This window comes from Streptomyces sp. NPDC088794, assembly GCF_044750545.1.
In the GTDB taxonomy this organism is placed as follows: Bacteria; Actinomycetota; Actinomycetes; order Streptomycetales; family Streptomycetaceae; genus Streptomyces.
Genome location: NZ_JBIVKB010000021.1, coordinates 87,200 through 113,053, shown reverse-complemented (window position 1 = coordinate 113,053; position 25,854 = coordinate 87,200). Strand labels below are relative to the sequence as shown.

General features: G+C 67.7%; 16 protein-coding genes. 5 read left to right on the top strand and 11 right to left on the bottom strand.

Annotated features, from left to right (window positions below):
• Positions 1-43 precede the first annotated feature (43 nt).
• From ACIP6U_RS42445 to ACIP6U_RS42425, 5 genes are all read right to left on the bottom strand, one after another.
• Positions 44-3,070 (bottom strand): alpha-mannosidase, encoded by a 3,027-nt coding sequence (locus ACIP6U_RS42445; protein ID WP_401728332.1) that lies wholly within the window; start codon positions 3,068-3,070, stop codon positions 44-46.
• Positions 3,071-4,992: 1,922 nt separating this feature from the next.
• The gene (locus ACIP6U_RS42440) at positions 4,993-8,103 is read right to left on the bottom strand and encodes an alpha-mannosidase (RefSeq protein WP_401728246.1); all 3,111 of its coding nucleotides are present in this window, start codon (positions 8,101-8,103) and stop codon (positions 4,993-4,995) included.
• 51 nt (positions 8,104-8,154) lie between these two features.
• On the bottom strand, positions 8,155-9,780 hold the full coding sequence (locus ACIP6U_RS42435) for an ABC transporter substrate-binding protein (RefSeq protein WP_401728244.1): 1,626 nt from the start codon (positions 9,778-9,780) through the stop codon (positions 8,155-8,157).
• 85 nt (positions 9,781-9,865) lie between these two features.
• Positions 9,866-10,795 carry a carbohydrate ABC transporter permease gene (locus ACIP6U_RS42430; protein ID WP_401728243.1) on the bottom strand — a complete coding sequence of 310 codons (930 nt, stop codon included), beginning with the start codon at positions 10,793-10,795 and terminating at the stop codon, positions 9,866-9,868.
• On the bottom strand, positions 10,792-11,670 hold the full coding sequence (locus ACIP6U_RS42425; RefSeq protein ID WP_401728242.1) for an ABC transporter permease subunit: 879 nt from the start codon (positions 11,668-11,670) through the stop codon (positions 10,792-10,794). Before ACIP6U_RS42425 ends, ACIP6U_RS42430 begins: the two co-directional genes overlap by 4 nt.
• A 395-nt stretch (positions 11,671-12,065) precedes the next feature.
• Here ACIP6U_RS42425 and ACIP6U_RS42420 point away from each other — a divergent pair, with 395 nt between their 5' ends.
• From ACIP6U_RS42420 to ACIP6U_RS42400, 5 genes are all read left to right on the top strand, one after another.
• Complete coding sequence (locus tag ACIP6U_RS42420; protein ID WP_401728240.1) at positions 12,066-14,264, top strand: ROK family protein; 2,199 nt, start codon at positions 12,066-12,068, stop codon at positions 14,262-14,264.
• Positions 14,265-14,343: 79 nt separating this feature from the next.
• The gene (locus ACIP6U_RS42415) at positions 14,344-16,329 is read left to right on the top strand and encodes a heparinase II/III family protein (protein ID WP_401728238.1); all 1,986 of its coding nucleotides are present in this window, start codon (positions 14,344-14,346) and stop codon (positions 16,327-16,329) included.
• Positions 16,330-16,677: 348 nt separating this feature from the next.
• Entirely contained in the window at positions 16,678-17,430 is a 753-nt protein-coding gene (locus ACIP6U_RS42410; RefSeq protein ID WP_401728236.1) for an SGNH/GDSL hydrolase family protein, read from the top strand.
• 119 nt (positions 17,431-17,549) lie between these two features.
• Positions 17,550-18,878, top strand: coding sequence for a glycoside hydrolase family 71/99-like protein (locus ACIP6U_RS42405; RefSeq protein ID WP_401728234.1), 1,329 nt, complete (start codon positions 17,550-17,552; stop codon positions 18,876-18,878).
• A gap of 137 nt (positions 18,879-19,015) precedes the next feature.
• Positions 19,016-19,984 carry an acetylxylan esterase gene (locus tag ACIP6U_RS42400; protein WP_401728233.1) on the top strand — a complete coding sequence of 323 codons (969 nt, stop codon included), beginning with the start codon at positions 19,016-19,018 and terminating at the stop codon, positions 19,982-19,984.
• 23 nt (positions 19,985-20,007) lie between these two features.
• On the opposite strand, the gene ACIP6U_RS42395 is transcribed toward ACIP6U_RS42400, so the two are convergent.
• From ACIP6U_RS42395 to ACIP6U_RS42370, 6 genes are all read right to left on the bottom strand, one after another.
• Entirely contained in the window at positions 20,008-20,763 is a 756-nt protein-coding gene (locus ACIP6U_RS42395) for a dienelactone hydrolase family protein (protein WP_401728231.1), read from the bottom strand.
• Positions 20,764-20,774: 11 nt separating this feature from the next.
• Complete coding sequence (locus tag ACIP6U_RS42390) at positions 20,775-22,325, bottom strand: MFS transporter (RefSeq protein WP_401728229.1); 1,551 nt, start codon at positions 22,323-22,325, stop codon at positions 20,775-20,777.
• A 169-nt stretch (positions 22,326-22,494) separates the two neighbouring features.
• Positions 22,495-22,926, bottom strand: coding sequence for a heme-binding protein (locus tag ACIP6U_RS42385; protein ID WP_401728228.1), 432 nt, complete (start codon positions 22,924-22,926; stop codon positions 22,495-22,497).
• The gene (locus ACIP6U_RS42380; protein ID WP_401728227.1) at positions 22,923-24,365 is read right to left on the bottom strand and encodes a DHA2 family efflux MFS transporter permease subunit; all 1,443 of its coding nucleotides are present in this window, start codon (positions 24,363-24,365) and stop codon (positions 22,923-22,925) included. The genes ACIP6U_RS42385 and ACIP6U_RS42380 overlap by 4 nt, the downstream gene beginning before the upstream one ends.
• Before the next feature lie 29 nt (positions 24,366-24,394).
• The gene (locus tag ACIP6U_RS42375; RefSeq protein ID WP_401728225.1) at positions 24,395-24,961 is read right to left on the bottom strand and encodes an NADPH-dependent FMN reductase; all 567 of its coding nucleotides are present in this window, start codon (positions 24,959-24,961) and stop codon (positions 24,395-24,397) included.
• A 34-nt stretch (positions 24,962-24,995) separates the two neighbouring features.
• On the bottom strand, positions 24,996-25,601 hold the full coding sequence (locus ACIP6U_RS42370) for a fumarylacetoacetate hydrolase family protein (protein WP_401728224.1): 606 nt from the start codon (positions 25,599-25,601) through the stop codon (positions 24,996-24,998).
• Positions 25,602-25,854: the final 253 nt, after the last annotated feature.

The window sequence follows — 25,854 nt, the reverse complement described above, 5'->3', positions numbered from 1 at the left end:
AGAAACCTCTCTCGGTGCGGGCGGGATGGGACGTACGGGTCGGTCAGGAACGTGTCACGCGGAGCGTCACGATCTCGAACGGGCGGAGGTCGAGCACGAAGCCGTCCTCGGTGCGGACGGGCAGTTCGGCGTCGGCGAGGGGGCGCTCCAGCAGGTCCGCGGGGACTACCCCGCCGGTGGTGGCACCCTCCACCCGCAAGGTGACGTGCGCCCGGCCGCCGTGCGCCTCGTACAGGCGGACCACCAGGTCGCCACTGCGGTCGTCGGCCAGCTTGACCGCGCTGACCACGACACCCTCGTGGTCGACGGCGACCAGCGGGACGACCTCGGTGACGGCGCCGGCGACCCGCCGCTCGGGCAGGTTGACACGGTAGCCCTCACGGACGGCATCGCCGATGCTGGCGCCGGGCACGAGCGCGTGCCGGAAGCGGTGCACGCCCTGGTCGGTCTCCGGGTCGGGGTAACGGGGGGCGCGCAGCAGGGAGGCGCGGACCGTGGTCGTCGTACCGGAATCGTTGCGGACGCTGCGGGTCACGTCGTGGCCGTACGTGGAGTCGTTGACGACCGCGGCGCCCCAGCCTGGCTCGTCGACGTGCACGAACCGGTGGTTGCACGCCTCGAACTTCGCCCACTCCCAGCTGGTGTTCTGGTGGGTGGGCCGGTAGACGTGGCCGAACTGGGTCTCCGAGGCGTACCGGTCGGCCTTGACGTCGAGCGGGAAGGCCAGCTTCAGCAGGCGCTCGGTCTCGTGCCAGTCGACCTCGGTGCGGATGTCGAGCCGCTTGGCGTCGGTCGGCACCGAGAGCAGCTGGGTGACCCGCGAGGAGCCGAAGGCGCGTTCGACGCGGACGGCGGTCCCCTGGGCGGTGAGGCCGGTGACGTCGGTGAGGTCACTGCCGGTGTTGCGGTAGAAGGCGTCGACGTCCCAAGCGTCCCACTCGTTGGGCAGGTCAGGGTGGAGCTGGAGCAGGTTGGCGGCCTGTCCCGGCGCGATGGACTCGCGGCCCGCGGCGATGTCGTATGCGGAGACCACCAGGCCGCGTGCGTCGATGACCACCCGCAGCTGGCCGTTGTCCAGGACGTAACCGCCCTTCTCACGTGGCTCGGGAACGACCGCCTGGTCCGCCGTGGACTGCGCGCAGGCGCCACCAGCCGGTACGCCGGCACGGCTGTGCGGGGCCGGGTTGAAAACCAGTTCGGTGCCGCCGGAGGCGTCCCCCGCCAGAGCGCGCTGCGCGGCGCCGATGATGTCGTTCAGTTCTGCGGCCAGCCGCGCGTAGGTCTCCCGGGCCTCGCGGTGCACCCAGGCGATCGAGGAGCCGGGCAGGATGTCGTGGAACTGGTGCAGCAGCACCGTCTTCCAGATCCGGTCCAGGTCCTCGTACGGGTAGGGGTGGCCGGTACGCAGCGCGGCGGTCGCGGCCCACAGCTCGGCCTCGGTGAGCAGGGACTCGCTGTGGCGGTTGCCTCGCTTGGTCTGCGCCTGGGTGGTGAGGGTGGCGCGGTGCAGCTCGAGGTACAGCTCGCCGACCCAGACCGCCGGGTCGGGGTACTCGGCCTGGGCCTTGGCGAAGAACGCCGCCGGGGTCTCCCACTCGACGGTGGGCGAGCCGTTGAGGTCACGCAGCCGGGCGGCCTTGGCGACCATCTCGCGGGTGGTGCCGCCGCCGCCGTCGCCGAAGCCGGTGGGCGCGAGGGAGCGGGTGGCGACGCCCTTCTCCTTGAAGTTGCGGGCGGCGTGCTGGACCTGCTGTCCGAGCATCTCGCAGTTGTACGTGTCGACGGGCGGAAAGTGGGTGAAGATCCGGGAGCCGTCGATGCCCTCCCACCAGAAGGTGTGGTGGGGAAAGCTGTTGGTGCGGCTCCAGGAAATCTTCTGGGTGAGCAGCCGGGAAGCGCCCGCGGCCTTGATGATCTGGGGCAGACCGGCCGCGAAGCCGAAGGTGTCGGGCAGCCAGACCTCGTCGTCCTCAATGCCGAATTCGTCCAGGAAGAACCGCTTGCCGTGGACGAACTGACGAGCCATGGCCTCGGAGCCGGGCATGTTGGTGTCGGACTCGACCCACATGCCGCCCACTGGCACGAACCTGCCGTCGGCGACGGCCTTGCGGACCCGGGCGTAGACCTCGGGGCGGTGCTCCTTGATCCACGCGAACTGCTGGGCCTGCGACATGGCGAACACGAAGTCGGGGTCGTCGTCGAGCAGGGCGGTCATATTCGACGCGGTGCGGGCGACCTTGCGGACCGTCTCGCGCAGCGGCCACAGCCAGGCGGAGTCGATGTGCGCGTGGCCGACGGCGCTGATGTGGTGTGCGGCGGGGTCGGCGGGCGCAGCGAGCATGCCGGTCAATTCGTCGCGAGCGGCCTGGGCGGTGCCGGCGATGTCCTGGAGGTCGAGCGCGTCGAGGGCGCGGCTGACGGAGCGCAGGACCTCCCAGCGGCGGGCGCCCTCCAGGGGGAGTTCGGCCATCAGCTCGCCGAGCACCTCGAAGTCCAGGACGAGATTCCACACGGTCTCGTCGAGGATGGCGAGCCGCATCTCGCCGAGGAGGTACTGGGGTGCTTCGCCCGCCGTCGCCAAGTCGCCCTTGGTGGTGGGCTGAAAGGGAGCGTCGCCAGAGTGGATGTCGGGGTTGGAGGCGGCCTCTATGTGCCAGTGGACCTGCTCGCCGCCGGCCGCAGGCGAGCCGACGCGGACGTAGGTGTTGCGCGGGTGGACGCCCTTGACCGGGGTGCCGTCGGGCCGGTAGACGAGGCCCTCGCACTGGAAGCCGGGGGTGCGCGGGGTGAAGCCGAGGTCGAGGACGGCCTCGACGGTGCGGCCCGCCCACTCGGCTGGCACAGCGCCGGTGACCTTGAACCAGCTGGTGCCCCAAGGGGCGCCCCAGGGGGTGCCGGGGGTGATCGGCTGGGTGGGGGCGGCCAGGCCTTCGGCCACGGGCACGGGTTCGCCGGGGGCGGACCAGATCTCCACGGTCAGGGGTGTGCTGACGGGGTGGACAGCCGGCCGGAGGCGTTCCCTCAGGACGCGTTCCAGGCGGGCTTCGACCAGGTTCCGGTCGTCGTGCATGAAGGGGTCTCCTGTTGGTGCGAGGGGGTGTGGGCGGGGGCAGCGCGTGCCGCGGCGATATCTCTGCGAGTGGTGCGGAGGGGCCATGCCGCGTTGCAGGTCGAGCAGGTCGCGGGCGGCGCCGAGATCGGTGCCGAAGGCCAGCCGGAGCGATCCGAGGTCCCCGTCGAATTCGCTGTCCTCGCCCGAACCGGGCCGGTCGAGGCCGACGATGCCGGCCGTCACGGAGCGCGGCGCGGAGTCGGACACGTCGATGTTCTGGCTGCGGCTGTTGGTGACGGTGACGCCCCAGTGGACGGTGCGGGCCCCGTAGCGCGGTCCGGCGTCGGCTGCGCCCCCGGCGTGTCCGGTGTTGTCGAGGGTGATGTCGGTCCGCAGGTTCTCGAAAGGCATCTGGCGGTGTGAGTCGAAGGTCCCGGCACGCAGGGTGCCCCGGCGGTAGACGTTGCCGCTGGAGAGACCTTCGAGGTTGATCCCATGGACCACGGTGTCGGGAGCCGGGGCGACGGTGAACTCTTCCAGCAGGAAGTCCTCGACGAGGTTGTCGTGGGACTGTGCCCGGCAGGCTACGAAGTGGTGCAGGGCTCGTCCCCGGTGGGATATGGCGGTCAGAGTGCACGACTTCGCCGAGGTCAGCACGTATGCACAGTCCGCGTTGACCACACGGACGTTGCGGGCCCAGCAGTCCTGGACGGCCTGGAAGCACACCCCGTTGGAGCCGGGGTGCCGGTTGTGGCGAGTCTGCGGCAGCAACCTGTTCTCGATGGTCAGGTGCTCGACGCCGCTGTCGTGGACGGTCGGGCCGAGGGCGCGCAATCGTGCTGGGGTGCCGGGCCTGATGGTCAGCCGGAGCGGTTGTTCTGTGCGCACGGTGCGGGAGTTGAGGATCTCGGTGACGACGACGGGCCACCGCCAGGTGCGGTAGTCGGCGAGTTCCACCGGGGCGGCGATGCGCGCCGCGCGGCGGCCCCATTCGTAGGTGCCGGCGCCTGGGACGCCGCCCGCGATCTCCCGGAGCAGGACGCGGTCGGGGAGGTTGTCGAGCTCAAGCAGGGCCATGGCACCGGGAGTGAGGGACGCGGTGGAGTCCACGAGGAGTATCTGGGTGCCCCGGCTGGCGGGTGAGACGTGTGCCTGGAGGGGGCCCGGCAGCCAGCCCTCTGGGGTGCGGGTGATGTCCCAGCACGCCTGCCGTGACGTGGCGAGGCGCTCGCGGGAGATGAGGAAGATCTGCCCGCCGGTCCAGGACCAGGCGCTCTGGCCGCTGTCCTCTTCGATGACCGGCCCCAGGGTCTCGGCGAGCGGTCGGGGGAAGAAGAGGGTGGTCTCGTCGGTTCCGGCGCCGCGCAGAACGGTGTGGGAGTCGTGGATGAAGAGCGGGTGGTCGAGAACGTAGCGGCCCGCGCCGAGCAACAGCACCCCGCCGCCACGGGCGCCGAGGTCGTCCAGCTCCCGTTGCAACGCGGCGCTGGTGTCCTGACCGGTGTCAGGCAGGATCCCGTGGTCGGACGCCGCGATGACGGGGCCCGCGGGGTCGGTCGGCAAGTCGGCGCCGCGTCGGTATCCGGCCCGGCGCCAGTCCCCCAGCAGGGGGTGTGCGCCGGGGAGTCGGGCCCACTCGTGCACCAGTTCGACGATGGCGGGGAGGGGTTCTCCGCCGAGTACGGGTTCAACCATGTGCTGTGGTCGGGCAGTGGGGGGCATGCCTCTCCTGTCTTCCTTGTGCGGGCGCAACGGTGCCGCGCGATGTGCTCAGGCGTGTCGCGTATGTCCCGCCCGGTCTGCGGCTCGCGGCGACGCCGGACCATGCCACCGGGAGCCGCTTGGGCAGATCCCGTGCGTGGTCTCCCCCTGGCCGCAACGTGCCGAACCGGGCGCCGGATCCGCCAGCGGGGATGACGGGGCGCGGTGCGCGGCACTGCTCAGGCCGACACCTGGGGGCGATGCAGCCTCAACGTACGGACCTGGAAGGGGCGCATGGCGAAGGACGCGGCCACGCCCTCGGTCAGCGGAAGTTCCTGCTCAGGGTTCTCCAGTAGGTCACAGTCGCTGACTGCTGTGACCGGGAAGTCGGCGGTGAGGGTGGCCTTGGCCCCGCCGCCGCAGGCCTCGTAGAGCCGGACCACGACGTCGCCGCTGCGGTCGTCGGCCAGTTTCACCGCCTCCACGACGACGTCCGTGGTGTCCAGGGCGACGAGCGGGCGGGCCACCGCGGCGGTCGGCCGCAGGGGCAGGTTGAGGGCGTAGCCGCCCGACACCGCCTCCTCGATCCCGGCGCCGACGACCAGCGCGTAGGTGAAGGTGTGCCGGCCGCGATCGGCTTGTGGGTCCGGGCTGTGCGGGGAACGCAGCAGGGACAGCCGCAGGGTCGTGGTGGTGCCGCCGTCCTCGCGGGTGTCACGGGCGATGTCGTGGCCGTAGGTCGAGTCATTGAGTACGGCGGCTCCCCAATGCCGTTCGCCGACGTGCACCCAGCGGTGCGCCCAGAGTTCGAAGCGGGCCGCGTCCCAACTGGTGTTCTGGTGCGTGGGGCGCCGCACATGCCCGAACTGGATCTCCGCGCTCTCGTGCTCGGCGTGCACGTCCAGCGGCCACGCCGCCTTCAGTACGGTGTCGCGTTCCTGCCAGTCGATGTCCGTGCGCACAGTGAGCTGCTTGCTCTCGGCGGCCAGTTCGAGGTGCTGCACGAGGATCGACGAGCCGAACCGGCGCTCGACACGGACCGATGCGAGCAGCGGACCTTCCTCGACGAGGGTGACCGAGTGAGCCTCACGCAGATCGCGCACGGTGTCACGGTAATAGGGGTCGATGTTCCAGGCCGACCAGACGTTCGGGTCATCGGGGTGCAGTTGGAGGAGGTTGCCGACAGTTCCGGGGGCGATGGCATCGCGTCCGGCGTCGTGGTCGTAGGCTCGGCTGACCAGGCCATCGGCGTCGATCGTGATGGTCAGGGTCCCGTTGTCGAGGACGAAGCCGGCGTGCTCGGCTCGCACGGTGACGGGCGTAGTGGGGGCGTCCACGACGCCGCCGGTGCCGAGCGCGGCGACATCGGCCAGGACGGCGGTCCGGCCGTCGGAGAGCCGCTGGCCGTGCGGGGCAGAGGCGGTGCCGTCGGTCCGTGCGGGCAGGACGGAAACCTCGCGGCGGTCGTAGGGGCCGGCGTTCAGGAAGCCCGTGGTGTGGTCGCCGCCGAGCCGGCCTGCGGCCGTGTCGATGACCGCTTCTAGATCCTGGCGCAGTTCGCCGTAGACCTGCTCTGCCTGCTCGTGTACCCAGGCGATGGAGGTGCCTGGCAGGATGTCGTGGAACTGGTTGAGCAACACTCGGCGCCAGATGGCCTCCAACTCCTCGTACGGGTACGGGGCGTCGGCGCGTACGGCGGCGGTGGCAGCCCACAACTCCGCCTCCCGAAGCAGAGCCTCGGAGCGGCGGTTTCCTCGCTTGGTACGGGCCTGGCTGGTGTACGTGCCGCGGTGGTTCTCCAGGTACAACTCACCTCGCCACACGGGGAGTTGCTTGTACTCGGCACGAGCTGTGTCGAAGAAGGCGTTCGGATGGTCAACCTCGACACGGGGCGATCCCTCCAGGTCGCGGAGGCGGCGAGCACGCTCCAGCATGGACCGGGTGGGGCCGCCGCCGCCGTCGCCGTAGCCGAACGGGGCGAGCGAACGGGTGGCCGGGCCCTTGTCCGCGAAGTTCCGCTCGGCGTGGGCGAGTTCGGCGGCCGAGAGTTCGGCGCTGTAGGTGTCCACGGGCGGGAAGTGGGTGAAGATGCGGGTGCCGTCGATGCCCTCCCAGTCGAAGGTGTGGTGCGGCAGCCGGTTGGTCTCGTTCCAGGAGAGCTTCTGGGTGAGGAACCAGCGGGCTCCGGCGAGCTTGGCGAGCTGTGGGTAGGCGGCGGTGTAGCCGAACGAGTCGGGCAGCCAGACGCCCTGCTGCTCGATGCCGAACTCCTCGGCGAAGAAGCGGCGGCCGTAGACGAGTTGGCGGGCCAGGGCCTCGCCGCCGGGAAGGTTGCCGTCGGCCTCGACCCACATACCCCCCACCGGGACCCAGTTGCCCGCGGTGACGCCCTTCTTGATCCGCTCGAAGACCTCGGGCTGGCGCTCCTTGATCCAGGCGTACTGCTGCGCGGAGGAGCAGGCGAAGACGAGCTCGGGGTATTCGGCAGCAAGGGTGGTCATGTTGGTGAAGGTGCGCGCGCACTTGCGCATGGTCTCGCGGACCGGCCACAGCCAGGCGGAGTCGATGTGCGCGTGGCCGACCACCGTCACCGTGTGCGCGGAGCCGTGGGCAGGGCGGGCAAGTACGTCGACAAGCTGGGCGCGCGCGGCGGGTGCGGTGCCACTGACATCATGCGCGACCAGTGCGTCGGCGCAGCGGCGCAGCGCGTACAGGATCTCGTGGCGACGCGAGGCGCCCTCGGGCAGCTCGTGCATGAGCTGATCGAGGACCTCGATGTCGTGGATGAGGTGCCACACCTCCTCGTCGCGGACGGCGAGTTCGGCCTGCTTGAGCTGGTAGAGGTGCTTGTCGCCGGCGGTGCGCAGGGATCCGTAGTGGGTTCCCTTGGCCTGGCTGCCGGAGATGTCGGGGTTGGCGGCGAGTTCCACCATGAGGTCGATGTCCTCGCCGCCGGCGGCGTCGGCCGTGAGCAGGACGCTGCGGCTGTAGGGGTGCAGGCCCTGGACGGGGGAACCGGACTGGTACACCAGCCCCTCCGCCTGGCCTCCAGGGCCGCGACTGAGGTCGAAGCCCAGGTCGAAGACTGCCTCCACTCGGCAGCCTTGCCATTCGGCCGGGATCTCCCCGGTCGCCTTGAGCCAGGTCGTGGCCCAGGGCCTGCCCCAGGTGTCCCCCAGTGCCATCGGCTCGTAGGACGCGCGCCGGGCGTCGGCGAAGGGCACCGGTTCGCCCTCGACGTGCCAGGCTTCGAGAGCGAGCGGACGGGCGGCACTGTACAGCGCGGGGCGGATGACCCTCTCCAGTAGTTTCCGTACGCGTGCCTCGGTGATCCGTCGTTCGTCGTGCACAGTGCGAGATCCTTTGCGTGGTGGTTCAGATGTGGCTGGGCGGACGACCGCCTATTTGTGCAGACCGGCCCAGGACTGCTCGAATTCGGCACGCATCTTGTCGCCCGCGTCCTTGCGCCAGCCCTTCACCGCGTCGGCGATGTCGTTCCAGCTCGAGGTTCCGCGCATGTACCCCTTGAGAGGGCCCTCGATGATGTTCTGCTGGATAGTGGTGCCGGCCGTGGTGCTGGTCTCCGAGTAGAGGCCATAGGACGGGTCGGTCACGAGGATGTCGACTGCGCGCTCCTGGAAGGCATGCTGTCGCCTTACCGGCTCGGTGCTCTGCGGGTAGTAGATGCTCTGCGGCGCGTCCGTGACGAACCCGGTCGGCAGGCCGGTGTCCGTGACGCCGATGGGGTTCTGGATCGGGTCCGACTTCTTGAAGGTGAAGTCGTGGCCCTTGGCCCCGTACTTGCGCAGCAGGTAGTTGTCTGTGCCGAACGGCGCGGCGAGCAAGTTGTACGCGCGCAGTTGCTGCTCGATCCGCTCGCGCGGCGCCTTCTTGAGGCTGAGCATGGCGAAGGACGTGTGACCGGCCCAGTGGGTTCCCTTACCGCCGTCGTAGCCCGGCGCGACCATCGCGTCGACGTCGAACTTCGGGTCGGTGGCCCCGTAGGTGAGGAGGTACTGGTTCCAGGCGGAGAGGCCGTCGTAGTTCATGGCGATCTGGCCGTTGCCGAACCAGTCCTTGAACTTTCCCACGGTGGTGAAGCCGTCGGGGTGGATGGTCTGCGCCTTGACCAGCTGGCGCATGCCGTCGAGGGCCTCGCGCAGGATGTCGGTCTGCTCGAGCCACCAGGTGAACTCGCCGTTCTGCTGGGTCCAGGTGTTGGCGCCACCCAGCATCTCCAGGAGGAAGTAGAGCGTCACTGTGGGGTCGCCATTGGCGTACTTGGCGTTCTTGGGCTCGGCGACGTCCTTGCAGAGCTGGAGGTAGTCCTTGAAGGACTTCGGTGCGGGGTCGACGCCCTTTTTCTTGAAGATGTCCGCCCGGTAGAACATGGCCGAACCGCTGTTGGCGCGGGGTTGCGGGAGGCCGTAGAGGCCGCCCGCGATGACCATGGGGCTCCAGGACGCGGTGGGCAGGTTGGCGAGGAACGGGTACTTGCGTACGCCGCTGCCGGACAGATACGGCGACAGATCCTCGAACAATGCGTTGAGCATGGCGGGCTGGCGCGGGGTTGCGGGCAGGATCAGCATGGCGTCGGGCAGGTCGCCGCCGGCCACGGTCAGGGCGGTCTTGACCGGGTAGTTGGCGACCGGCACGTTCTCGAAGTTCAGCGAAGTGCCGAGCGCCTTGTTGAGCTGCTGCCACATCGGGTTTCTGCCCACCGGCGGTGGAACTGCGCTGTACGTCAGCGTCATGACGTTGATGGACGGACCCGTGGCCGGCGGACCGTCGGGGGCGGCGGTGACCGGGTGTTCTGGGTAGTGGTAATAGCCGTTGAGGACACCGGCTTTGGTTCCGAGCAGGTCCGGTCGAATTTCCTGATAGGGGATGTAGTCCGGAAGCCGTACGTCGGCGTTGTCCGCGACCGACGGCGTGGGGCCGCCGTCGCCGCAGGCGGCCAGCGCGGGAGCGGCCGCAGCGGCGAGTCCTGTCAGCAGGACGTTTCTCCGGGTGAGGTGCGCACCCATGGGTGGGTCATCCCTTCTTCCGTGCAGTCGATGCGGGGGGTCGCCCCGAGGACGACGACTTGACGGCCGTCCGCGTGCATGTCGCTCAGCCCTTGACCGCGCCGATCATCACGCCCTTGGTCAGATGCCTCTGCAGGAAGGGATAGATGATGATGATGGGAACGATCGACAGGATGAGGATGGCCGCCTGGAGCGCGACCGTGGGCGGCAGCGCGGCAGCGGGATCCGACGTCTGGCCCTGCCCGATGGCGGCGTTGTTCACCACGTAGGTCTGGAGCACCAGTTGGAGCGGCCATTTCACCGACTGGTTGATGTAGATGAGCGCGTTGAAGAAGGCGTTCCAGTAGGAGACCGCGTAGAAGAGACCGATCACCGCGATCGACGCCTTCGACAACGGCATCACAATCCGGGTCAGGATGCGCCACTCGCTCGCGCCGTCGATGCGTGCCGCATCGATCAGTTCTCTGGGCAGGCTGCTGAAGAACGAGCGCAGCACGATCACGTTGAACGCGTTGACGGCGGTGGGCAGGATCAGCGCCCAGTAGCTGTTGATCAGCCCGAGTTGCTTGACCAGCAGGTAGCTGGGGATCACGCCGGGCACGAAGAGCAGCGAGAACACCAGGAGCAGCAAAATCGTCTTCTGGCCGTACGCGCCGGAACGACTGAGCCCGTAGGCGAGGGTGATCGACGCGGCGAGGCTGATCGCGGTGCCGACGACGGTGATGCCGACGCTGACCAGCATCGCGCGGGAGACGAGGCCACCGCCGAGCAGGGCTTTGTAGGAGTCGAGGGTCGGGTGGTCGGGCCAGAGCACGAACCCGCCGGTCTGGTTGATCTGTGCGGCATCCGCGAGCGAAGTGGAGAGCACAGCGAGGAACGGGATGGCGACAAGGAACACGCAGACGAGAAGGATCAGCGACTTGAGGGTGCGCCAGGCGGGCGAGCCCCCGGACTGGCCCGGTACTGCGCTGTAGGTGCGCGCGGGCCTGCGGCCCGTTGGGGACAGTATGGTCATTTGCGGTAGATGCCTTCCTCGCCGAGAAGATGGGCGATTTTGTTCGCGCCCAGCACCAGAACCACGCCGACCAGCCCCTTGATCAGGCCCACGGCGGCGCTGACGCCCCATTGCCCGGCGACGAGGCCGTTGTTGTAGACGTAGGTGTCCAGCACCTCGGTGGTGTTCTTGTCCATGCCGGTCTGCTGGAGCACGATCTGCTCGAAGCCGACGCTCAGCGCGTCACCGAGGCGCAGGATCAGCAGCAGGATCACCAGGCCGCGCAGCGCAGGCAGGGTCACGTGCCAGGTCTGCCTCAGTCGGCTGGCACCGTCGACAGCAGCCGCCTCGTAGAGATCGGTGTCGACCCGGGAGAGCGCCGCGAGGAACAGGATGGTCGCCCATCCCGTGTCCTTCCAGATGACCTGGGAAGTCAGCAGAGTCTTGAACAGCTCCGGGTTGCCGATGATGTTCCATGTACCCATGCTGTGCGCCTGGAGGAAGACGTTCAGCAGGCCGCCGGATCCCAGCATCTGCTGGAAGATGGCGACCACGACGACCCAGGACAGGAAGTGCGGCAGGTACAGCACGTTCTGGATGGCACGCTTGACTCGCTCACTGACGAGGCTGTTGAGCAGCAGCGCCAGCAGAATGGGCAGCGGAAAGACGAACACGACCTGGATGACGGTCAGTTCAAGGGTGTTGACCAGAGCGTGCAGGAACGCAGGATCCCCATTGAAAATGATCTTAAAGTTGTCGAAGCCGCTCCACCTGCTATGCATGATCCCGGTGAACGGCTGATAGTCCTGGAACGCGATCACATTGCCGAGCAGCGGCACGTACTGGAACAGCAGTAGCAGGGCCGTACCCGGGACCGCGAACCAGAAGAGCGCCATGTTGCGCCGAGAGGCTGCGGGAGGCCTTCCCCGGCGGGGCGCTTTGGCAGTATCCGGCCGGTCGAGCGGCCGATCAACCGTTGTCATGTCGTGTGATCCCTTCCCCGAGATACGGACGTCCCTTTCCGCATCTGGACTGGCGCGCTCATGTAAGTCCCATGGATTGCTTGACGTCAATGCCGTGGACAGGGAAGCGGAGTCGGCCGTATGTTGCAAGGCGACTCCGAAAGGTGCGCTGGTGGCGATAGTCGGACTGCGTTGCCGCAGGTGATCCCCGTTCTGACTGACCGGGCACAAGCGCGAACCAGGGCCACGCGGCAACGCAGTAAATGGCCACTAAATACTTTTACACAGCAGACGTGAGATGAGTCATGCACAAATCAAATCCGTGGTCGTTGACCGAACAGGAAATCGCCGATCTGCATGCTTGGGCTGACGGCAGGCAGGATCGCGCCGTCCGCCTGCGAATCGTCGAGGACGCGATGGCCGGTCTGTCGGTTTCCCGGAGCGCCCAGGCACTGGGGATCTCCCGCCCTACGGTCACCGCTTGGCGGCAGCGGTACGCGGCCCATGGCCTCGCCGGCCTGGAACACCGTCCGCGCAGCGGCCGCCCTGTACGCATCGACGAGGCGGACGTCATTGCCGCCACGTTGGCTGGCCCCCCACCGCCGCAGCATGCCTGGTCGGCCCGGGGCCTGGGCGATCACCTGGGACTGTCGCACACCGCCCTCGTCAAGGTGTGGCAACGCTGGCAGATCAAGCCCGGGGCCACCGAACCCACGATCGTGCTGCCGGTCCATCCACCCCTGAGCTGCCACCGCTCGGAACTCCTCGCCGCAGGCGCACACGCAGACGGCAGGGCCTTCGTGGTGATCGCCGAGGCCGTGCCCTCCGGGCAGGGCAGAGCCGGCGCCGCAACGGCTGAGGAACGACAGATGCGTTATGCCGCGCTGACGGCGGTGATGCGACAGGCGCATCCGGAGGGCTTGGAGCACGACGCCCGCCACAGCAGTTCGTCCCCTGAGTCGGAGCCATCGCACCGGGCTTCCGGTGCCTCCCGTCCGGAAGCGGCCACGAACACCCCCTCTCCCCCACCCCCCTTCGCGGGTCGATGGTCAGGGCGCCGGATCCATGTCGTCACCTGGGGGGACGGCGGCGCCGGCCTCTCGGGGGGAGCCCAATTGCACAAAGCACCTGCCTCCATGAGCTGGGCGGCCACCGTCTGTCTGTTGGCTCAGCTCGAATTGCACCATCAGCCACAACGCGCACGGGTCGCTCTGGACACCCTCGCCGACGCGGCTCGCGGTCTGTCCCAGGCACCGACAGGCACGCCGTTTCGTTGGCTGCGCGCGGTCCGGGGGGAGACGCCACCGCGCCGCCGCGCGATGCATCGCGCCTTCGACCAGATGGAGTTGGGCTCGTTCAACGAGAAGCTGGTGATCGAGGCTGTGCGCGTTGCCGGCACACTCAGCCGGGTCGAGATCGCACAGCGCACCGGGCTGACGCCGCAGGCAGTCTCCAGGATCACCCGCAATCTGCTCACCACGGGCTTTCTGGCTGAGGACGAACGCCGTTCAACGGGCAAGGGCAAGCCCCGGGTGCCACTGAAGTTGCGCCCGACTGCCGCCTGCGCCATCGGGATTCACGTCGATCCGGAGAAGATCACCCATGTTCTGGTCGACCTGTGTGGCAACGTACGAGAAAGGCGGTATCTCGCCGTCACCCCGGAGAGTGATCCGCAGTCGTGTCTGGAGTGGATGACCCGGACGACGACAGAGGCTGTCCACGCCGCAGGCTCCCTCGGGACCAAGCTCCTCGGTGTGGGAGTGGCTGCGCCCGGTCCGCTCGACATGAACGAGGGGGTCCTGCTCAACCCTCCTCTGTGGTCGAAGTGGGGGGATTTTCCACTGCGAGCGGAGCTGAGCCGCATGCTGGGGCTTCCGACTCTGCTGGAGAAGGACGCCACCGCAGCAGCGATCGGTGAACATTGGCTCGGCTCCGGCGAGAGCAGCACAGACTTCGTATACCTGTACCTGGGGGCCGGGGCAGGCAGCGGAGCCTTCCTCAACGGTGACGTGTACCGCGGGACCTCGGGCAATGCCGGCGAGTTCGGTGAATTGACCGCCTACGCCATCGGTCAGTTGACGCCCGAAGGCGGTCCTTCCATGGTGCCGGAGTGTGCTCCCATATCCGCCGTGGTCGCCCGAGCCGGGCAGGCAGGCTTCCTGGTCCCCGACGGCGGCCTCGCCTACGACGCCGTGTGCGCGGCGGCGGCCGCGGGAGATCAACGCGCGGTGAGCGCGATCCGTGCGGTCGCACGCACTGTGTCCCGGGGCGCAGTTGCCATGACGGATCTGTACGACATTGACCTGATGATCGTCGGTGGGCCGGCGGTCCTCCCCGAAGTCGCGGAGCTGTTCCTCGCGGAGATCTCGACAGCGGTGAACCGCTTTCCGATGGCCCGCCGGGCCCGCACGGTACGCGTCACGTGCTCCACGCTGAGCGCATCCGCCGCGGCGGTGGGCGCCGCGGCGGGAGTCTTCAACATGACCTTCGCCCCGCGCCTGCGCACCCATAACGGCGGCGGCGTTTGACGGAAACGGCAGTTGCCGCCCCCCAACCCACTCCCTCGACCACCGCAGCCCAGCCCTCACCCACCCAGGAAGGGACACGATGACGTCGCCGCAGCCCGATCCTGCCTCCACCCCGCAGAGAGAGGAGCGAGTCGACACGGGATACCCGCAGCTCACCCAGCTGTTCCCTTCGTCTCTCATCACCCACCAAATGCCGGCAATCGGTCGGTGGAGCCCGGTGCCCCCGCTGAGGGACCGCGATCCTTGGGAATCCGTCGATCCGGACGCTCGGGACGGCATCCTGGAGACCGCCTCCGCCTCGCTCGGTCTGCCCTGGCCAGGCCTAACGGCTTCGTCGTTCGCCCGTTTCGCCCGCGACGGTGATCGCTGGGGCCATCAGGAGCCTGTATTCGCACGCAGAGCCCGGCTCGGCCACGCAGTGCTGGCGACAGGCCTGTCATTCGGCACGACACGCGGCATCGACGCGTTTATGAACGACGTAATGGACGGCGTATGGGCGCTGTGCGAAGAGACGACCTGGTGTTGGCCCGCCCACGACTTCCGGGTCCTGGGCCCCGAACGCGGTCTGCTCGCCGACCCCGATCACCCCACGCTGGATCTCGGTGCGTCCGGCACCGCCGTGCTCCTCGCTCTCACCGACGTCCTCGTGGGCGACGAACTGGACCGGCGCGATCCGCTGATTCGCCGGCGACTGCGCCGGAAAGTGTCCAACCGCGTCCTGACCCCCTATCTGCAGCGGAACGAATGGGGCTGGTATGACGGCTCGACAGCAAAGCTGAACAACTGGAACCCGTGGATTCACTCCGAGTTGCTGCTCACCACGGCCTTGACGGAAGAATCCGGCGACCGCCGTACCGCCCTGGTAAGCCGCATTCTTGAAGGGCTGGAGAACTACCTGCGGGCACACTCGCGGGACGGGGGCTGCGACGAGGGTCCGCACTATTGGTGGCGCGCAGGCGCCAGCTTGTTCGAGTGCCTGGAGACGATCACGTCGCTGCTTGGTGCGGACCGAGGCGTCTTCGACCATCCACTCGTCAGTGCCATGGCCCGATACCCCATGACCACCTGGATCGGCGACGGCTGGGCCGTCAACTTTGCCGACGGCCCAGCTCGCCCGCGCGAGACCGCGCCCGCGCTGCTCCACCGCTACGGGCACCGCACCAAACAGCCGGCGGTCAGTGATCACGCGCGAGCACTGCGCGAGCACGCCGGCGGCGCCGTCTGGCAACCAGGCGGGCCCTTCGACCTGCGCCGGGCGCTCGACGCGCTGCTCGACCAGGAATGGCGCGCTGCGCCACCGGCCGAGTTCCCGCTGCCGGCGCGCACTTGGCTGCCTGACACAGAGGTGATGGTGTCCCGCACACATGAGGGATCCGGCAACGGCCTGCTCGTCGCGGCCAAGGGGGGCCACAACGACGAGAGCCACAACCACAACGACGTCGGAACCTTCATCGTCGCTGTCGACAGCCGTCCCCTGATCATCGACGCGGGAGTGGGAACTTACCGCAGGGAGACGTTCAACGAGGATCGCTACAGCATCTGGTCCATGACCAGCGAGTTCCACAACGTGCCCGTCGTGAACGGCTTCGGGCAGCTGCCGGGACACAGCTTCCGGGCCACTTCGGTGCGGGCCCGCCACGACGCCGACGTTGACGAGCTGACCTTTGACATGGCGCAGGCCTATCCACCGCAGGCCGACCTGGAGTCGTGGTTCCGGACCGTGCGTCTGGTACGCGGCCCCGACGAGCGCGTCGAGGTCGCCGACGTCTGGCGATCCCGGACCGCCCCACCAACTCTGGCTCTGCATCTGCTCCTTGGCGGGGAACTGGCGATCCAGTCTGAGGGATCGGCAACCGTCACCCCACCGGCGGGGCGCGGTCTGCTGCTGAACTGGGATGCTGTCGGATTCGACGCCGAAGCGGAGACGGTGCCGCTCACGGATCCCGCCTTCACTCGCATATGGGGTCCTGCGGTCGCTCGCTTGGTGCTCAGCGCTCGCCGCCCCCTCTCCGGCGGCAGGCACACCCTGATAGCGAGGCCGCTGAACGTCTCTAACATTGCGTGATCACTCCCGTCCAGTGTGTGGCCCTGGTACGCCTCCGGGAAGGTGTCCGGCCGGGTCAGCAAAAGTATTTACGCTCCATGGTCAGCCGACATCAAGGTCACAGCGAATGCAAAGCAAGGCGTAACGAGGGCAATCACCGCCAGTTCACGCCGCCGAAACCTGGTGGGCACCGGAAGGCAACAACGTTTCCACGCGACAGTTCGCCGCACTGGAGCTTGCCATCGGTATTGACGTGGGCCAGTCCAATGAATTTCCTGGCACTGGCCACGTTCGCTCGTCCGCGAGCGGTGAACCAGCGCGTGCCCCTGTCCCACTCTTCTCAGCTTTCTCTTCCCGAAGGAATTCTCCATGCCTGCTCCTGTGTCGAGACGGACGGCGATCCTCGGTGGATCCCTTGCGGCCGCCGGAATCCTCCTGGGGAGTGCGTCCGCGTCGGCGGCGGTCCCCGGCCAGTCCAACGGCGGCGTACGGATCATGCCGCTCGGCGATTCCATAACCGACGGATACACGCCCTACCCGGGCGGGTACCGGGTGAAGCTGTGGCAACTCCTTACCGCAGGGGGATACACCGTCGATTTCGTCGGCTCGCAGACCAACGGTCCTGCCGAACTCGGCGACCGCGACCACGAAGGCCACCCCGGCTGGCGCATCGACCAGCTAGACGCGAACATCGGGACCTGGTTGGGACAGAGCGACCCGCGGACCATCATGCTCCTCATCGGCACCAACGACCTGAATCAGAACTACGACATCGCGAATGCCCCCACCCGCCTTTCAGGACTGATCGACCATATTCGGGCGATCAAACCGCAGAGCATCATTTTCGTGGCGACCATTCCTCCGCAGTCGAATGCCACCCTGGAGTCGCGCGTCAGGGCATACAACGCCGCGATTCCGTCAATCATTGCACAGAAGGACTCCCGGGTCCGCCTGGTGAAAATGTACGACTCGCTGACCACGGCTGATCTCGCAGACGGCATTCACCCCACGAAAGCCGGCTACGAGAAAATGGCTCCGGTCTGGTACAACGCACTCCGTTCGGTCCGCTCCTCGCTCGTACCGCTTCACGCCGCGAACGGCCTTGCTGCGGCCCGTACCTGACAGCGCCCGTGTCCGGCGGTCTCCGATCCGGCCCGCGTCACGGCAGTTGCCCCGTTCGTGCTGACCGTCCCTCCACGAGTCCCCACCTCTCCCCCAATGCTCAAGCAGAGGACCCCACCATGACCGATCACAAACCATCCCGGCGAACTGTCCTGCGCGGTGCGGGTGGCGCCCTCGGCGCAGGGGCAGCGGCATGGGCCGGGCTCGGCAGCCTCTCCGCGGCCAACGCGGCCACCAGCAGCACGACCAACCAGCCGTCGCCGCAGACGGACGTCGCCGCCGCGACACCCGGCGTAAAGGGCAGGACGTACGTCGGCTACCAGGGCTGGTTCGCCGCCGCCGGGGACGGCTCACCGATCAACGCCTGGACCCACTGGGCCAGCGGCACCCCGGCTCCGGGGAACCAGACCTTCGAGCTCTACCCGGACATCTCCCTCTACCCCTCCGCAGGCCTATACCAGACGGGATACGCCAACCTCGGCAACGGCCAGCCCGCCAAGCTCTTCAGCTCGTACGCAACAACAGTGGTCGACCAGCATTTCAAGTGGATGCAGCAGTACGGCATCGATGGCGCAGCCCTTCAGCGCTTCGGTAGTGACATCGTTGCCGTGGGCCAGCCCCGCCTCAAACAGCGCAACGACATCCAGTCCAAGGCTCGTGACGCCGCCCAGAAGTACGGTCGCGGCTTCTACATCGAGTACGACATCAGCGGGCTCACCGACGCCAACCTCGTGACGACGATCCAGAACGACTGGACGAACACGATCAAGGGCTCGCTGAACCTGACCTCCTCGACTGCTTACGCACGCGAGGGCGGAAAGCCCGTCGTGGAACTGTGGGGCATCGGCGTGACCAACCGAGCCGGTACCGCGGCGGGCTGTCTACAGCTCATCAATTGGTTCAAGAGCCAGGGCTGCTATGTCATCGGCGGTGTTCCTCGCGGCTGGCGCACGGACTCCAACGCCAAGCCGGGCTTCGCCTCCGTGTATGCCGCACTCAACATGGTCTCGCCGTGGAACGTCGGCAACCCCAACGTCGACCAGCAGTTGTTCAACGACGACATGGCGAAACTCAAGGCAGGTGGCCAGGACTATCAGCCCGTCCTCTACCCCGGCTTCGCATGGTCCAACTGGCATGCCGGCTCACCGAGGAACGAAATTCCGCGCAAGGCCGGGCAGTTCATGTGGAATCAAGCCGTGGCCGCGGCGCGCTGCGGGACCAAATCCGCCTTCATCGCCATGTTCGACGAGTACGACGAGGCCACAGCCATCGCACCTGCCGCCACCGACAAGTCGCAGATACCGACGAACCAGTACTTCCTCACGCTCGACGCCGACGGGACCCATCTGTCGTCCAACTTCTACATGCGTCTCGCAGGAGCGGCCACGAAGATGATCAATGGCTCCGCGCCGATCAGCACGACCATTCCGATTCCACCCGTCGGATGATGTCCCGAAGGCAGCCCTGATCGACCCGGTCGACTCGGGTGGCGGACCTGCTCCGCCACCCGAAGGGCTCCTGAACAGATCGTTCCCGCCGGTCATCCGCAGGATGACCGGACAATTTGATGTGAAGGCAGTTGTCGATGTCTCAGTTCGACCTTCCCCTCCGTGAACTCCGCTCCTACCGCAGTACGTCCACCGAGCCCGATGATTTCGACGCCTTCTGGCAGAAGACTCTCGAAGAGTGCCGCACGCATGAACTGGACGTACGTTTCGAGGCGGTGGACACCGGCCTGTCCACGGTCAAGGTGTACGACGTGACGTTCGCCGGCTTCGGTGGTCATCCGGTGAAGGGCTGGCTGCGGCTGCCTGCCGATACGTCCAGGCCCCTCCCCCTTATCGTGGAGTTCGTCGGCTACGGCAACGGGCGTGGCCTGTCCCACGAGCATCTGCTGTGGGCTTCGACCGGGCGGGCACACTTCGTCATGGACACCCGTGGCCAGGGCAGCGCTTTCGGCGGCGGAGGCGCCACGGCGGACCCGGTCGGATCCGCGCCGGCGTACCCGGGGTTCATGACGCGAGGCATCGACGCACCGGAGAACTACTACTACCGCCGGGTGATCACCGACGCGGTCCGTGCCGTGGAAGCGGCCCGCAGTCACCCACTGGCCGACGCAACACGGACCGTTGCGACAGGCCACAGCCAAGGCGGCGGGCTCGCCCTGGCCGTTGGAGGGCTGGTGTCCGACCTGGTCGCCGTCGCACCGGACGTCCCGTTCCTGTGCGACTTCCCACGTGCGGTCGGACTGACGGACCGCCACCCGTACCGGGAGATCGGCCAGTTCCTCAAAACTCACCGCGGACAGTCAACCGAGGTGCTGCGCACACTGTCCTACTTCGACGGAGTGCACTTCGCGGCCAGAGGACGCGCCCCGGCCTTGTTCTCCACTGCGCTGGAAGACCAGACGTGCCCGCCATCGACCGTGTTCGCGGCGTACAACGCCTGGGCGCACAAGGACAGGGCCATCGAGGTCTACGGTTTCAACGACCACGAGGGCGGCGGCCCCTACCAGGAGGCGGCGAAGGTTCGGTGGCTCAACTCGTACGCCTGAACCATGCGCTGTCAGCCAGGGATCTATGAATGCCTTAGCAGATTCAGCAGGGCTTCCCAGTGCCGATCGTCCGCCTCCATGTCGTAGGCGTCGGTGTCTGCCTGGGTGAAGCCGTGTCGGGCTCCTTGGTAGATCTCGCTTCGATGCCGTACTCCCCCGGCCGTGAGCGCTTGGTCCAAGCGCCGGATCTGCTCCGGCGGGAGCGCGGGATCGGCGTCGGCGTGACCGAAGTAGACCGGTGCGGTGATCCGGGACGCCACCAGGTGCGGGCTGTCTGCGTCCTCGGTGGCCAGCCTTCCACCATGGAACCCAGCAGCCGCCGCGATCCGGTCCGGATAGGTGCCTGCCGTGAGCAGTGCCAGGCGGGCCCCCACGCAGTAGCCGACCAGCGCCGTCTCTCCTGCGGCCGCCTGAGGGCATTCCGCCAACCAGTCGAGATACGCACCCGCGTCCCGGAGCGCCGCCGCTGTCGTGAAGGAGCGAAGAAGGGGTCTGAGGACTTTCCAGACTTCGCCGCGAGTCCGGTGGTCGATGACGTCGGGCAACGCCACCACCGGCGCCCGTCCATGCCGGTAAAGGAAGTTGGGCACCAGAACGGTGCGGTCGGCCGCCTCGGCGAGACGGTCGGCCATGGACCGCACATGAGGTCGCGGTCCGAAGGCATCGGAGAAGATCAGGACGGCCGGTCGCGGCAGACCATGAGCCGGATGGGCGAGGTATGCGTCGGCGACACCGTCCGGTGTCCCGATGTTGACGGTCGTTCCTCGTGCGGACGTCATGCGTTGTCCTCTCATACGTCCCGGCCACTCGTGGCCGCCCCGGTCATGTCGGCGACGCCCACCGTCCCGGGCGCGAGAGACTTCCGTACGCCGAGCGTCAGGCCCGGAAGGGCGACCAAGAAGGCGAACGCGGCGAGAGCGGCGGCACACAGCAGGCCGGAACGTGCGGCTGCGGGGAAATCCCGGTGGGTGGCGATGAGTTGGCTGAAGTAGAAGGAACTCGCGAGTGCTGTGCCCAGCGAGGTGCCGATCTTCATGCCGGTCTGGTAGACGCCCGCGGCCGTGCTGCCCTCCCGGCGGGGGACGGCGTGCAGGGCGAGAGTCTGATTCGCGGCGATGACCAGTCCGGCGCCGCACCCTGCCACGAGCAGCGGGAAGCCGACAAGGGCCATGATGTTGTCACCCGGTCGGATGCCGCCTACCAGTTGGGCAGTGAGGGCCAGCCCCATCGCGGTGAGGGCGGTGCCCACGATCACCAGCAGCCGACCCGCCCGGTGGACGAGGCGACCGCTGACCACTCCGCAGACGGCGGAGCCTACGGTGAACAACACGGTGCACAGGGAAGCCTTGAACGGCGAGTAGCCCATGCCCTGTTGCAGGAACTGAGCCAGCACGATGAAGATGCCGGTGAAACCGCCATACAGTGCGCCAGCGACGAGGACACCGACCCAGTAGGCGCGTTCCTTGAACAGACCCACGTCCACGAGGGGACGACGCCCCCGGCGCATCACCGTGCGTTCCCACAGCATGAATACGGCCAGCAGGGCGAAACCGACCCAGGTCAGCCACCAGCGACGGGCGCCCCACGGGCCAGTCTGCAGCAGCGGCAGCATGAGCGCGGCGACAGCGATGCCCAGGGTGAAGGCGCCCACGAGATCGAGACCGCTGGGTCGCGTCGCGCGCCGGCTCTCGGGCAACAGACGATGTGCCAGTGGCAGTACGGCGAGGTCGAAGGGGATGAACAGGAAAAAGATCCAGCGCCAGCCCTCGGTCGTTCCGAAACCTTGCAGGATGGCGCCGCCCCACAGGGGGCCGATGGCGGTGGAAAGGCTCACGGCCGCGCCGTAGTAGCCAAAGGCGCGGCCTCGTTCGCCCGGCCGGTACATCTGATGGATCAGACCCACCACCTGGGGCGCTACCAGACCGGCGGCCACCCCTCGGGCCAGCCGTGCGGCCACGAGCCATACGGCGCTGGAGGCGAACCCACACAGCACGCCCGTGATGGTGAAGAGCGTCATTCCGACGAGGAAGACCCGTCGGCGCCCGAACTCGTCGCCGAGCCGTCCGCCGGGTATCAGCGCGAGCCCGAAGGTCAGGGTGTAACCCGCCACCGACCAGGTCGCCTCGGCGGACGACATGGCCAGGTGATGCTCCATGGAGGGCAACGCCACGGTCACTATGCTCACGTCGAGCAGGGTCAGGAAAGCGGCGGCGACGCACACGGCGAACGTCCGGGTGCGCTGTCGACCTGTCAGAGCAGAGTCCGCGGAGTGGGTGGAGTCCTGTGCTCCGCCATCGCTGGTGTCGGGTATTGCGTTGAGGTCTTCCGGCGTCGTTGCCATGGCGTACCTCTGTTTCCCATCGGCTGTTCGTAGGGGTGGAGCGGTACCGTCCGGGACGGGGTGTCTGCCACAGGCCCCTGGGGAATGCGGCTCGTCCTGTGGAGCTGTATCCGTTTCGGCCGAGGCCGGAGCCGCCGTGAGGTGGTTCCGGCCGTGCAGCGCCGCAGCTTCAGCCGACGTCGGCGACGAGTCCGGCCTTCTGGACGCCGAACACGGCGACGGCCTCGTCGTTGTCGGGCCGGTCACCGCTGACGCCGACCGCACCGATCAGGTCACCCGACTCGTCGCGAATCAGCACCCCTCCTTTGGACGAGGCGATCCGGCCTTCGGAGATCGCTGCGAGCGCGGCGAAGAACGCCGGATCGCGGGTGGCGTGCCGAGCCCCGGCGGCACCGCCCTGACCAGTTCCGAGGGAGCCCCACGCTTTGGCATGGGCGATCTGGGGACGCAAAATGCCGGCCTTCTCTTCGCGCTTGACAACCAGCGGATGGCCTCCGGGGTCAAGGACGGTGACGGTCAGCGGGCGGAGCCCGAGTTCGTGGGCGTGGCTGAGAGCGGCGTCGACGATCTCGGACGCCTGAGCGAGTGTCAGTCCACTCATGGCTGCAGTTCCTCTTCTTTTGTGTTGGTGTTCTTGCGTGGCGGGGGGATCGTGCTCGCCGCCTCGTGGTCACTGACCCGGGTCGCGGCGCAGAGAGCGAGCAGGTTCACCGCGGCCAGGGTGAGAAAGGCGGCGCGGTATGCGGAGGCGCCGACCGTGGGAGTGGACCCCGCCGCTACCAAGACCGAGGTGGCGGTTGCCACCCCAGCGGCTCCCCCGAGTCGGCGGCCCACGTTGAACAGGGTCGAAGCCCGGCCCGCGGAAGCGCTGGACACGGTGGCGAACGAGGCTGACTGGGTGCCCACGAAGACCTGTCCGACGGCGAGCCCCATGCTGTACAGCACGGGGATCATGAGCCAAAGGCTGGTGTCCGGCGACAGCAGCAGCGCCATCGCCGCGATGACCAGGCTGGTCCCGCCCGCGCCGATGATCAGGTGTCGGCGCGGGCGGAGTTTGCGATAGAGCAGACGGCTGGCGAGTTGTGAACCTGTGACCACTCCGAGGGCCTCGGGGAAGGTGGTGAGACCTGCTTGGACGGGGGTCATGCCCCGTTCGTCCTGGAGGTAAAGGGTCACAGTGAACAGTGCGCCGAGGAAGGTCACCGACTCGAGGGTCATCACCGCCGTGCCTGAGGAGAACAGCCGGTTCCCGAGGAGCCGGATGTCGATCATCGGCGCGCGTACACGGCACTCGACGGCGACCAAAACGGCGATCAGTGCTGCTCCGCTGGCCAACGCAATGACTACGGGCGTGGCTGCCCAGCCCTGTTGCGGGCCTTCGGAAACTCCGTACATCACCAGTCCGAAGCCTGATGCTGCCAGCAGGAAGCCTGCCACATCGAAACTTTCGGCGGGCCGTGCAGGCTGGTCTTGCAGGAACAGCGCTCCGAAGACGACGGCGAAGATTCCCACCGGGACGTTGACGAAGAAGATGGCCCGCCATGAGACCTGGCTGACCAGCACACCGCCGAGCACCGGACCCAGAGTGGGAGCCAGACCGTTGGCGATGCTGAGGATCCCCGAAGCCCGTACCCTCTCGTGCGGTGCGAAGGTCCGCAGCAGCATCGCCATGCCGACGGAAGCGAGCATCCCGCCACCCGTGCCCTGGAGCACACGAAACAGGTCGAGTTGAATCAGGCTAGTCGCCATGCCGCACAGGGCGGAGCCGGCAGTGAACACGGCGACTGCGGCGAGCAGGGTGCGCCTGCCGCCGAAACGGTCGCCGAGCCAGCCCGAGGCCGTCACGGAGACAGCGAGACTGACCAGATAGGAGATCGACACGGTGTCCACGGCCGTGGCGGGGACGTCGAAGGCCCGTCCGATGGTGGGCAGTGCGACGTTGACGATCGTCATGTCGAGGGTGCTCAGGAACAATCCGGCCACGTAGACGACGCAGACGGCCACCTTTTGACTGACGACGCGCCCGCCCTCGGGTGCCACCTTGGCGGGCTCTGTGACCTGGGACGCCCTCATACGGCGATGGATGTCCGTGCGGCTGCGGTTGCTTCGGTGATCCGCAAGAGGCCATCGAGTACGCCGACGGCGCTCTGCTCAAGTCCTGCAGCAGCCTCGAACCTTCCCGAGGTGGTGAACGAACGTCGTACGTAAGGGATGTGCACGGATCCGGCGACAGGCAGCATCCCGAGCGCAGTGACGACCGGCAGCAGCCCTTGTATGGCCCTGGCGCCGGCGGCGAGCCCGCCGTACCCCACGAAGGCGACAGGCTTCCCGGCCCATTCCCCGGCGAGGTAGTCGAGAGCATTCTTAGTGGCTGCGTTGAAGCTGTGGTTGTATTCCGGCACCACGAACACATAGGCGTCGGCCACGCTGACGATCTCGCTCCAGCGACGCGTGTGGTCGTGCTCGTACTTGCCATGCTGGGGTGGTCGCGGTTCGTCGAGCAACGGCAGTGCGACCTCGGCGAGGTCGACGAGTTCGCAGTCGAAGCCTGCGTGTTCCCGCGCTCGGGCGAGGAACCAGTCGGCGACTGCGGGCCCGCGACGTCCGGGGCGAGTGCTGCCGACGATGATCTGCAATCTGGGGTGACGCATTGGGGTGACCTCCAGTCGGTCAGTCGTCGAGGACGACCTTGTTCTCGACGACTCCAAGCCCTTCGACTTCGCCGCGGACCACGTCGCCGGGCCGCACGGCCCCATGACCGGCCGGAGTGCCTGTGGACAGCACATCGCCGGGAGCGAGGGTGAGGGCCGCGGTGAGCCAGGCCAGCTGCTCGGGAATCGAGTGCACCATCTCGGCGGTGGTGGCGTCCTGGCGCGCCGTGCCGTTGACCCACTGGCGAATACGCAGGCTGTGGGGGTCCGGTATCTCGTCTGCCGTTACAAACCAGGGTCCGCAGATGCCGTAGGTGTCGAACCCCTTGCCGCGGTCCATCCGGTTGTTGTCCCGCTCGGAGACGTCCCGGGAGCCGACGTCACAAAAGCCGATGTAGCCGGCCACAGCTCGCATGGCAGTCTCCGGGGCGAGACGGCGGGCGCGGCGCCCGATGACGACAGCGAGCTCCATCTCCGGATCGACCTTCTCGCTGATCGAGGGATGCTGCAGCTCGTCATGCGGACCAGCCAGGGAGCCCGACGCCTTGAGACACCCCTGCAGTGCGGGCGGACGGAGTGGCCCCTCGTCGGACGCGGACCGCCGACGTGGGTAGTTCGCGAGCATGCACCAGATGGTGCGCGGCCTTCCGATCGGTGGCCCCAACAGTCTGGGGCGGTCGGGCCACAGACAGTCCTCGTCGAGTACGCCGGTCTCCGTGTGCTCGACGGACCACTCGAACAGACTCCGGGTGGATTCGAGCTCCGGGTCCCTGCGGAGCAGGCCGGGAAGGTCTTGGGCAATGGCTCGTGCGGAATGCTCCACAGCGTCCAGCCGTCGGACGCCGTCGTGTTCCTGCCTTCGTACGTGGGCGGCTTGT